Source organism: Mycobacterium sp. IS-2888, from assembly GCF_001954215.1.
GTDB lineage: Bacteria > Actinomycetota > Actinomycetes > Mycobacteriales > Mycobacteriaceae > Mycobacterium.
In genome coordinates, this window is sequence record NZ_MBET01000094.1 from 59706 (window position 1) to 70365 (window position 10660).

Annotated in this window: 7 protein-coding genes and 1 pseudogene; 7 read left to right on the plus strand and 1 reads right to left on the minus strand. The window is 70.3% G+C overall.

Annotation, left to right across the window (positions count from 1 at the left end):
* The first annotated feature begins 28 nt into the window (after positions 1-28).
* The 5 genes and pseudogenes from A5745_RS17190 to rplL all read left to right on the plus strand — a co-directional run bounded on the left by A5745_RS17190 (position 29) and on the right by rplL (position 7110).
* Positions 29-4207, plus strand: coding sequence for an NEW3 domain-containing protein (locus tag A5745_RS17190; RefSeq protein WP_076117587.1), 4179 nt, complete (start codon positions 29-31; stop codon positions 4205-4207).
* Positions 4156-4821, plus strand: coding sequence for a malonyl CoA-ACP transacylase (locus A5745_RS17195; protein ID WP_139329665.1), 666 nt, complete (start codon positions 4156-4158; stop codon positions 4819-4821). The genes A5745_RS17190 and A5745_RS17195 overlap by 52 nt, the downstream gene beginning before the upstream one ends.
* 6 nt (positions 4822-4827) lie before the next feature.
* Positions 4828-5736 (plus strand): ROK family protein, encoded by a 909-nt coding sequence (locus A5745_RS17200; RefSeq protein WP_076117591.1) that lies wholly within the window; start codon positions 4828-4830, stop codon positions 5734-5736.
* Positions 5737-5969: 233 nt separating this feature from the next.
* Positions 5970-6503: pseudogene (rplJ, locus tag A5745_RS17205) on the plus strand (50S ribosomal protein L10); the annotation flags it as partial.
* Between the two features lie 214 nt (positions 6504-6717).
* Entirely contained in the window at positions 6718-7110 is a 393-nt protein-coding gene (gene rplL / locus A5745_RS17210) for a 50S ribosomal protein L7/L12 (protein WP_076061444.1), read from the plus strand.
* Between the two features lie 54 nt (positions 7111-7164).
* Here rplL and A5745_RS17215 read toward each other — a convergent pair whose 3' ends face one another.
* The gene (locus A5745_RS17215; protein ID WP_076061446.1) at positions 7165-7842 is read right to left on the minus strand and encodes a TetR/AcrR family transcriptional regulator; all 678 of its coding nucleotides are present in this window, start codon (positions 7840-7842) and stop codon (positions 7165-7167) included.
* Positions 7843-7913: 71 nt separating this feature from the next.
* Here A5745_RS17215 and A5745_RS17220 point away from each other — a divergent pair, with 71 nt between their 5' ends.
* Positions 7914-9428: a carotenoid oxygenase family protein gene (locus tag A5745_RS17220; protein WP_076117597.1), complete on the plus strand. Its 1515-nt coding sequence runs from the start codon at positions 7914-7916 to the stop codon at positions 9426-9428.
* Between the two features lie 171 nt (positions 9429-9599).
* A complete protein-coding gene (locus A5745_RS17225; RefSeq protein ID WP_076061450.1) occupies positions 9600-10610 on the plus strand; it encodes an ABC transporter ATP-binding protein in 1011 nt (336 codons plus the stop codon).
* Positions 10611-10660 lie beyond the last annotated feature (50 nt).

The window sequence follows — 10660 nt, forward strand, 5'->3', positions numbered from 1 at the left end:
CGCGGCGCCGGCCGCGTAAAGTGCGGACATGCAGGTGATTTCGGCGGAGCCGACGGAGCTTTTCGTCGGGCCGCCGGACGCGCCGTCGCAACTGGTGCGTGTCGGCCTCGCCGGGGTGGCCGTGCCGACGCGGGTCCGCATCGACGGCGACGGTCTGCGGGGGGAGGCGGTCGCCGACGCCGGCGCCGAGTTCGTCGAGGTTCCGGTCACCGTCGACCGTCCGGTCGTCGGTCAGCGTCGCGCCGCGCGCGTGCACGCCGGCGGCGCGGGCACGCCGTTCGAGTTTGTCGTCGCCGAGCCCGGCTGGACGATGTACATGATCAGCCACTTCCACTACGACCCGGTGTGGTGGAACACGCAGGGCGCCTATACCAGCGAGTGGGCCGCGGACCCGCCGGACCGGCAGGCCAACGCCTTCGAGCTGGTGCACGCGCATCTGGAGATGGCGCGCCGCGAGCCCGAATACAAGTTCGTGCTGGCCGAGGTGGATTACCTCAAGCCGTACTGGGACACCCGGCCAGAGGACCGCGCCGATTTGCGCCGCTTCCTCGCCGAGGGCCGCGTCGAGGTGATGGGCGGCACCTACAACGAACCCAACACCAACCTCACCGGGCCGGAAACGACGATCCGGAATCTGGTGCACGGCATAGGTTTTCAGCGCGAGGTGCTCGGCGCCGATCCGGCCACCGCTTGGCAGCTCGACGTGTTCGGCCACGATCCGCAATTTCCCGGTATGGCCGCCGACGCCGGGCTGACGTCCAGTTCGTGGGCCCGCGGGCCGCACCATCAGTGGGGCCCGACCCACTCCGGCGGTGTCGAAGGCATGCAGTTCTGCAGTGAGTTCGAGTGGATCGCGCCGTCGGGTCGCGGCCTGCTGACCCACTACATGCCCGCGCACTACGGCGCGGGCTGGGGGATGGACTCGTCGACCAGCCTGCAGGAGGCGCAGGACGCGACGTACCGGTTGTTCCGTCAGCTCAAGAAGGTCGCGCTGACCCGCAATGTGCTGTTGCCGGTGGGCACCGACTACACCCCGCCGAACAAGTGGGTCACCGCGATCCACCGCGACTGGGCCCGGCGCTACACCTGGCCGCGATTCGTGTGCGCGCTGCCGCGGGAGTTCTTCGCGGCGGTGCGCGCCGAACTCGCCGAGCGGGGGTGTGCGCCGTCGCCGCAGACCCGCGACATGAACCCGATCTATACCGGCAAGGACGTGTCGTACATCGACACCAAACAAGCCAACCGGGCCGCCGAGAACGCCGTCCTGGACGCCGAGCGCTTCGCGGTGTTCGCCGCGCTGATGACCGGCGCCGAGTACCCGCAGGCGGCCCTGGCGAAGGCGTGGGTGCAGTTGGCCTACGGCGCGCACCATGACGCGATCACCGGGTCGGAATCCGACCAGGTGTACCTGGACCTGCTGACCGGCTGGCGCGACGCGTGGGAGCTGGGCCGCGCGGCCCGCGACAACTCGCTGGCGTTGCTGTCCGGCGCGATCGATACCGGCGGACGTTCGGTCGTGGTGTGGAATCCGCTGACACACCAGCGCACCGACATCGTCACCGCCCGGCTCGATTCGCCGGTCGCGGCGGGGGTGCGGGTGCTGGGTCCCGGCGGCGAGGAGTCGCCCGCGCACGTCGAGGACGACGGCCGCTCGGTCACCTGGCTGGCCAGCGATGTGCCTTCGCTGGGCTGGCGGGCTTATCGGCTGGTGCCTGGCGGCGAAGTGGCCGGCTGGGAACCCGTGCCCGGATCCGAGATCGCCAACGAGCACTACCGGCTGGCGGTCGACGCGGCGCGCGGCGGGGCGGTCTCCTCCCTGGTTCAGGACGGTCGCCAGCTGATCGCGGCCGGCCGGGTGGGCAACGAACTTGCCGTCTACGAGGAATACCCGGCGCACCCGACGCAGGGCGAGGGCCCGTGGCACCTCCTGCCCAAGGGGCCGGTGGTGTGCTCGTCGGAATCGCCCGCGCGCGTGCGGGCCTACGCCGGCCCGCTCGGTCAGCGGCTGGTGGTGCGCGGCGGTATCGGCACCCTGCTGCGCTACACCCAAACCATCACCCTGTGGCGGGGCGTCGCGCGGGTGGACTGCCGCACCACCATCGACGAGTTCACCGGGGAAGACCGCTTGTTGCGCCTGCGCTGGCCGTGCCCGGTTCCCGGCGCCATGCCGGTCAGCGAGGTGGGTGACGCCGTCATCGGGCGGGGTTTCGCCCTGCTGCACGACGGGTCGCAGTCGGTGGACACCGCGCGCTACCTGTGGACGCTGGACAACCCGGCCCACGGCTGGTTCGGGCTTTCGTCGGCGGCCCGGGTCCGGGTTTCGAACTCGGCCGTGCGGGCGGTAGCCGTGGCCGAGGTGGTGTCGCCGGCCGAGTCGACATCGGGACCGCTGGCCCGCGAGCTGATGGTCGCGCTGGTCCGCGCCGGCGTCACGGCCACCTGCAGCGGCGCCGACCAACCGCGCTACGGCCGCCTCGACGTCGACTCCAATCTGCCCGACGTGCGGATCGCCCTGGGCGGGCCCGGCCGCAACGCCTTCACCAAAGCTGTTCTCGCCGAGGCGGATCCGGACTACACCGCCGAACTCGAACGCCAGCTGGCCGAGACCGGACGGGCCCGGGTGTGGGTGCCGGCGGCGACGCCATTGGCACAGGTGTGGGTGCCCGGCGCCGACCTGCGCGGGGTCCGCGCCCTGCCGGTGCTGGTGATCGCCGGCTCCGACGACACCAACCTGGACGACGAAATCGCCGCGGTGGCAACGGATCTCGGCGATGCCGAAATCGAGGTCACCCAGCAGGCGCCGGCGGCGATGGAGCCCTTCGAGGACCGCACTGTCGCGCTCCTCAACCGGGGCGTGCCGAGCTTCGCCGTCGACATCGAAGGCACCCTGCACACCGCGCTGATGCGGTCGTGCACCGGCTGGCCGTCGGGCGTCTGGATCGACGAGCCCCGCCGCACCGCGCCCGACGGCTCGAACTTCCAACTGCAGCACTGGACACACGATTTCGACTACGCGCTGGTCGGCGGCGACGGGGACTGGCGGCGGGCCGGAATTCCGGCGCGCAGCGCGCAGTTCGCCCAACCGCTGCTCGCCGTCGTCGCGGGCGAGGGGCGGGGCGAGCTGCCGCCGACCGGATCGCTGCTGCGAGTCGACCCCGCCGACGCGGTGCACCTCGGGGCGCTCAAGGCGGCAGGCAACCCGCTGACCGCGGGCAGCGCGAAGCCGGTCGACCCCGCCGCGGTGGCCCTGCGGCTGGTGGAAACCCGCGGCGCACCCGCCCGCGTCAGCATCGGTTCGGCGCTGGGCAAGGTGAGTGCGCTCGAGCTCGCCGACCTCCTGGAGACGCCGCGGGGACGAAAACGATCGATCGACCTGCGCGGCTATCAGCTCGCCACCGTGCTGGCCCGGCTTGACGTGCCGTTCTCCGGCGGCGGCGACGGCCGGCCCGTCGCGCTGGCCCCGAACGCCGAGGCCGCCCAGCCGCTTTACGCGCGCTATTGGCTGCACAATCGCGGACCCGCGCCGCTCGGCGGCCTGCCCGCGGTCGCCCACCTGCATCCGCGCCTCGTTACCGCGCGGCCCGGCGACAGGGTGGGGTTCCGGCTCACCGCGGCCAGCGACTGCAGCGATTCCGCGCTGCAGGGCGCGGTGGCGGTGGTGTGCCCGGACGGCTGGTCGGCCACACCCAGCGAGCGGCCGCTGACGCTGTGCAGCGGCGAGTACCGCGAGACCGACGCGGTGGTGGACGTCCCGGCGAACGCACCACCCGGCCTGTACCCGTTCCGCGCCCAGCTGCGCCTCTCCGGGGATTCGGTGCCGGCCGCGTGGCAGCAGGCGGTCGAGGACGTGGCGGTGGTGGCCGTCGGCGTGGACGCAGTCGACCTCGCCGACCTGCTCTACCTCGTCGACGGGCCCGCCGACGTCACGCTGCGCGCCGGCGACACGGCCCGATTGACCGTCACGGTCGGCACCCACGCCTGCGCGGAGGTCGCGCTGGAGGCGCATCTGATCAGCCCGTGGGGCACTTGGGAGTGGATCGGCCCGGCCGCGCTCGGCGCGGCCCTGCCCGCACGCGGCATGGTCGAGCTCGCCTTCGCCGTCACCCCGCCGGCATGGCTGGAACCCGGCCAGTGGTGGGCGCTGGTCCGAGTCGGGTGCGCCGGCCGGCTCGTCTACTCCCCGGCGGTGAAGGTGACGGTGAAGTGAGCGCCCGACTGGTCGCGACCGTCGCCGGCACGCCGATTGGGGTCGACGAGGTCGACGCCCGCGAGGCGCGGTTGCGCAGCGGTCCGCGCGCGGCCGCGCTGCCCGCCGGCGGCACCAGCGAGGGACGGCAGCTGCGGCGCTGGCTCACCCAATTGATCGTGACCGAAAGAGTCGTCGCGGTCGAGGTGGCCGCGCGCGGCCTGACCGCGGGGGACGCCCCGGCCGAGACGGAGCTACTGCCCGACGACACGGCCCGGCTGGAGATCGGGAGCGTGGCCGCGGCCGCGCTGGCCGATCCGGCCGCGCGGGCCCTGTTCGCCGACGTCACCGCCGCGGTCCGGGTCAGCGACCAAGACGTGGCCGACTATCACGCCCGCAACCCGCTGCGGTTCGCCGCGCCGCGCCCGGGCCGTCACGGCTGGCGCGCCCCGTCGCGGGTCGGCCCGCCGCTGGGACAGGTGCGGTCCGCGATCGCCGAGCATCTGCGCGGCGCCGCGCGGCGGCGCGCCTTCCGGGTGTGGCTCGACGCGCGCACCGCGGAGCTGGTGCGGCTCGCTCCCGGCTACGAGCATCCCGGCGATCCCCACCAGCCCGACAACACCCACAGGCACTGATCGCCGATGCTCACCCTCTGCCTGGACATCGGCGGCACCAAGATCGCCGTCGGCCTGGCCGACGACGACGGCACGCTGGTACACACGGCCATCCGACCGACCCCGCCCGGCGGGTCGGCCGAGGAGATCTGGGCCGCGGTCGCGGCAGCGATCGCCGACGCCCTCCGCGCGGCCGACGGCGGGGTCGCCGCGGTCGGCATCGCGTCGGCCGGCTCGATCGACCTGCACACCGGGTGCGTCAGCCCGATCAACATCGGGTCCTGGCACGGCTTCCCGTTGCGGGACCGCGTCGCGGCAGCGGTGCCCGGCGTGCCCGTGCGGCTGGGTGGTGACGGCACGTGCATGGCCCTGGGCGAGCACTGGCGCGGCGCCGGACGCGGGGCGCGCTTCCTGCTGGGCATGGTGGTGTCCACCGGCGTGGGCGGTGGGTTGGTGTTCAACGGCGCCCCCTACACCGGGCGCACCGGCAATGCCGGCCACGTCGGTCACGTGGTGGTCGACCCGGACGGCCTGCCCTGCACCTGCGGCGGCCGCGGCTGCGTCGAGACCGTTGCGGCCGGCCCGCCGCTGGTGCGTTGGGCCCGGGCCAACGGCTGGTCCGCGCCGCCCGGTGCCGGCGCCGAGCAGCTGGCCGACGCCGCGACGCGCGGCGACGCCGTGGCGCTGCGGGCGTTCGACCGGGCCGCCAGTGCGCTCGCGGCGATGATCGCCTCGGTGGCGGCGGTCTGCGACCTCGACCTCGCCGTCGTCGGGGGAGGAGTGGCGAAATCCGGTCGCGTGCTTTTCGACCCGCTGCGGGCGACACTGGCCGACTACGCCGGACTGGATTTTCTGCACGGCCTGCGGGTGGTGCCCGCCGAGCTTGGCGGCGAGGCCGGTCTCGTCGGCGCGGCCCGGCTTGCGCGTTTTGGCTGATCGCGGGTGGTCACGCTATTGTGGTTGCCGATCCACCGAAGACCGTCGGTCACCGAGCAATCGGTTGAAGGTCCGGGAACATCCCGGCGGCCCACGCAGGAGGACGAGGCATTACCGCCGGCGTGCGCCGGCGCATTTCAACGCCCCGGCCGCTTCCTGCGCCGGGGCGTTCGTCGTTCTCCGGTGATCACAGACCACAAGTCGCACTAGGACTTTCACCACAGGAGGTATGCATGGCAAAGGCTGACAAGGCCACCGCCGTTGCAGACATCGCCGAGCAGTTCACCGGCTCGACGGCCACCTTGATCACCGAATACCGCGGTTTGACGGTGGCCAACTTGGCCGAGCTGCGGCGGTCTCTGGCGGGGTCGGCCACCTACTCGGTGGCCAAGAACACGCTGATCAAGCGTGCGGCGTCGCAAGCCGGGATCGAGGGTCTCGACGAGCTGTTCGTCGGCCCGACGGCCATCGCGTTCGTCACAGGTGAGGCGGTTGACGCCGCCAAGGCCCTCAAGAAGTTCGCCAAGGACAACAAGGCGCTGGTCATCAAGGGCGGCTACATGGATGGCCACCCGTTGACGGTCGCCGAGGTCGAGCGCATCGCGGACCTGGAGTCCCGCGAGGTGTTGCTGGCCAAGCTGGCCGGCGCGATGAAGGGCAACATGGCCAAGGCGGCCGGCCTGTTCAACGCGCCCGCTTCGCAGGTTGCTCGCCTGTTGGCCGCACTGCAGGAAAAGAAGCCCGCCGAACCCGCTGCCGCGGCCGAACCCGCCGCCGAAGCGCCCGCCGAAGCGCCCGCCGAACCCGCCGCCGAAGCGCCCGCCGAAGCGCCCGCCGAACCCGCCGCCGAAGCGCCCGCCGAACCCGCCGCCGAAGCGCCCGCCGAAGCACCCGCCGAAGCCCCCGCTGCCGAGGCATCCACCGAGACACCGGCTGAAGCCGAATAACCCAACCCAAACCAACCCAGGAAGGACCCACACCATGGCAAAAATCTCCACCGACGACCTGCTCGACGTCTTCAAGGAAATGACCCTGTTGGAGCTCTCGGACTTCGTCAAGAAGTTCGAGGAGACCTTCGAGGTCACCGCGGCCGCGCCCGTCGCGGTCGCCGCGGCCGGTCCCGCAGCCGGTGGCGCACCGGCCGAGGCCGCCGAGGAGCAGTCCGAGTTCGACGTCATCCTCGAGGCCGCCGGCGACAAGAAGATCGGCGTGATCAAGGTTGTCCGCGAGATCGTCTCCGGCCTGGGCCTCAAGGAGGCCAAGGACCTGGTCGACGGCGCACCCAAGCCGCTGCTGGAGAAGGTCGCGAAGGAGGCCGCCGACGAGGCCAAGACCAAGCTCGAGGCCGCCGGCGCCACCGTCACCGTCAAGTAGTCCACTGCACGAAACCCCCGGACTTTCTTCGGAAGGCCCGGGGGTTTCGTCTGCTTAGCCGGCGCGGATTGCCGCGTGCCGCGACTGCTCGATCCGCTCGGGTGAATCTCCCAGGGCGACAAGCAGATTCGTCGTGATCGCACCAAGCACCGGCCCGACGGCCTCGCCTTCGTTGCCATAGAAACCCGCGAGTTCGAGCATCACGAACCCGTGAATCAGCGCCCAGAACTGGGCCGCGGTCGCCACAACCGAGGCGTCGTCGTCCGCGGAACACGCGGTGATCCGGCCCGCCAGCACCGACCGGTGCACAGCCCGCACGACGTGCGCGAAGCTGGGTTGATGCTGCTCGATCTCGGCGATGGTCAGCGTCAGGACGTTCCCCGCGGGCGCGTTGATGCCGTGGGCGCTGGTACTGCCGAACATCAGCCGGTACATGTGCGGCCGCTCGATGGCATAGCGGCGATACGCGGCCCCGACGGCCATCAGATCCGCCACCGGGTCGTCCGTCCGAGGCACTGTCAGCGCCGTGTCGAACTGACGCAACCCTTCTTGCGCGACCTCGGCGATCAGCGACCGCATCCCGCCGAAGTGCGTGTACACCGCCATCGTCGAGGTCCCCGCGGCACCGGCCACCTTGCGGGTCTGCAGCGCGTCGGGCCCGTCGTCGTCGAGCAGGCAGACGGCCGCGTGGAGCAGCTCGTCGCGCACGGTCCGTTCCGTCTGCGAAGTCATCCTTGCCATCTTCTCATCGGGGGCGTACGTTGCCAATAACAGCGAAATAACAATGTTATAGGAGCTCAGCCGTGACCGTCGCGCACACTGTCAAGTCCCGCAACCCGTACCTCGAGGGCTTCCTGGCGCCGGTGAGCGCCGAAGTGACCGCGACCGACCTGCCGGTCACCGGGCACATCCCCGAACACCTCGACGGGCGCTACCTGCGCAACGGGCCCAACCCGGCCGCCGAGGTCAACCCGGCCATCTACCACTGGTTCAGCGGCGACGGCATGGTGCACGGCGTCGCGCTGCGCGACGGCAAGGCGTGCTGGTACCGCAACCGCTGGGTGCGCACTCCGCCCGTATGCGCCGCGCTGGGTGAACCGGCGCCCACCGGACTGGACCCGCGGATCGGAATGCTGTCGGTGGGACCCAACACCAACGTGCTGGCCCACGGCGGCCGGACATTGGCACTCGTCGAGGGAGGCGGCGCCAATTACGTGCTCACCGACGACCTGGACACCGTGGGGCCGTGCGATTTCGACGGAACCCTGTTCGGTGGTTTCACTGCGCATCCGCACCGCGACCCGGTGACCGGCGAATTGCACGCGCTGTCCTACTCGTTCGCACGCGGACGGACCGTGCAGTACTCGGTGATCGACACCCAGGGACGCGCGCGGCGGACCGTCGACATCGAGGTCAGCGGGTCGCCGATGATGCACGACTTCTCGCTGACTGACAAATACGTGGTGATCTACGACCTGCCGGTGACGTTCGACCCGATTCAGACCTTGCCGATGGAGGTGCCGCGCTGGCTGAACTCGCCCACCCGGCTGGTACTGCAATCCGTGCTCGGTAGGGTCCGCATTCCCAGCCCGATCGCGACGATGATCAACCGCAATCCGCAGCCGATCAACAAAATGCCCTACAGGTGGAACGACAACTATCCGGCGCGCATCGGGGTCATGCCGCGCGAGGGCGGCAATAAGGACGTCCGCTGGTTCGACATCGAACCCTGCTACGTCTACCACCCGCTCAACGCCTATTCCGAGATGCGGGACGGCACAGAGGTTTTGGTGCTCGACGTGGTCCGCTACTCACGGATGTTTGACCGGGACCTTCGTGGTCCGGGCGACAGCCGGCCCACGCTCGACCGCTGGACAATCGACCTGGCGACCGGTGCGGTGAGAAGCGAACGCCGCGACGATCGGCCGCAGGAGTTTCCGCGCATCAACGAGACCCTGCTGGGGGGGCCGCACCGGTTTGGCTACACCGTCGGCGTGGACGGCGGGTATCTCTCGGGCGGCGCATCGGACATGTCCACCGCGCTGTACAAGCACGACTACGCGACGGGATCCAGCACCGTGGCCGACCTGGACCCCGCCCTTTTGATCGGCGAGATGTCATTTGTGCCCAACCCCGGCTCCGACCCGCGCAAGACCGGCGAGGACGACGGCATCCTGATGGGCTACGGCTACCACCGCGGCAGCGACGAAGGCCAGCTGATCTTGCTGGATGCGCAAACTCTCGCGTCGATAGCGACGGTGCATCTGCCGCAGCGAGTGCCGATGGGCTTCCACGGCAACTGGGCGCCGGCCAGCTAACCCCGGCTTAGACACGTGTTGACCAGCGCCGCGGCGCTGCGTTTCAACTTGGGCAATTTTTGCCCCGGGTGCTGTCCAACCCTGATGCGGCGCGTCGGGCGTGCGCTACAGTGACTCAAGCCACAACAAACGGGCAGGTTGCGGGCACGAGCGTCGACGGAAGGATTCCCCATGGGCGTCGCTATCGAGGTGAATGGACTCACGAAGTCCTTCGGTTCCTCGAGGATCTGGGAAGACGTGACGTTGGATATCCCCGCCGGGGAGGTCAGCGTCCTGCTGGGGCCGTCGGGTACCGGCAAATCGGTGTTCCTCAAGTCCCTCATCGGTCTGCTGCGCCCGGAACGCGGCTCGATCATGATCGACGGCACCGACATCATCGAATGCTCGGCTAAGGAGCTCTACGAGATCCGCACGCTGTTCGGCGTCATGTTTCAGGACGGCGCGCTGTTCGGCTCGATGAATCTGTATGACAACACGGCGTTCCCGTTGCGTGAGCACACCAAGAAGAAGGAAAGCGAAATCCGTGACATCGTCATGGAGAAGCTGGAAATGGTCGGTCTTGGTGGTGACGAGAAGAAGTTCCCCGGCGAGATCTCCGGCGGTATGCGCAAGCGCGCGGGCCTGGCCCGCTCATTGGTCCTCGACCCGCAGATCATCCTGTGTGACGAGCCCGACTCGGGTCTGGACCCCGTCCGCACCGCCTACCTGAGCCAGCTGATCCTCGACATCAACGCCCAGATCGACGCCACCATCCTGATCGTCACGCACAACATCAACATCGCCCGCACCGTGCCGGACAACATGGGCATGCTGTTCCGCAAGCACCTGGTGATGTTCGGCCCCCGCGAGGTCCTGCTGACCAGCGACGAGCCCGTGGTGCGGCAGTTCCTCAACGGCCGGCGCATCGGGCCGATCGGCATGTCGGAGGAAAAGGACGAGGCCACCATGGCCGAAGAGCAGGCCATGGTCGACGCGGGCCACCACTCCGGCGGCGTCGAGGAGATCGAGGGGGTGCCGCCGCAGATCGTCGCGACGCCGGGCATGCCCGAGCGCAAAGCGGTCGCGCGGCGCCAGGCCCGCGTGCGCGAGATCCTGCACACCCTGCCCAAGAACGCCCAAGCGGCGATCCTCGACGACCTCGAGGGCACCCACAAATATCAGGCGCACGAGTTCGGCGGCTAGCGCGGCCGCAGCACCGAACGCATCGCCCGACCAGCACGGTTTGGCGGGTT

What these genes read in the sequence shown, in the direction of transcription:
- A5745_RS17190 (WP_076117587.1), top strand. Translation starts at nt 29, where the DNA reads ATGCAGGTGATTTCGGCGGAGCCGACGGAGCTTTTCGTCGGGCCGCCG.
- A5745_RS17200 (WP_076117591.1), top strand. Translation starts at nt 4,828, where the DNA reads ATGCTCACCCTCTGCCTGGACATCGGCGGCACCAAGATCGCCGTCGGC.
- rplL (WP_076061444.1), top strand. Translation starts at nt 6,718, where the DNA reads ATGGCAAAAATCTCCACCGACGACCTGCTCGACGTCTTCAAGGAAATG.
- A5745_RS17225 (WP_076061450.1), top strand. Translation starts at nt 9,600, where the DNA reads ATGGGCGTCGCTATCGAGGTGAATGGACTCACGAAGTCCTTCGGTTCC.
- A5745_RS17215 (WP_076061446.1), bottom strand. Translation starts at nt 7,842, where the DNA reads ATGACTTCGCAGACGGAACGGACCGTGCGCGACGAGCTGCTCCACGCG.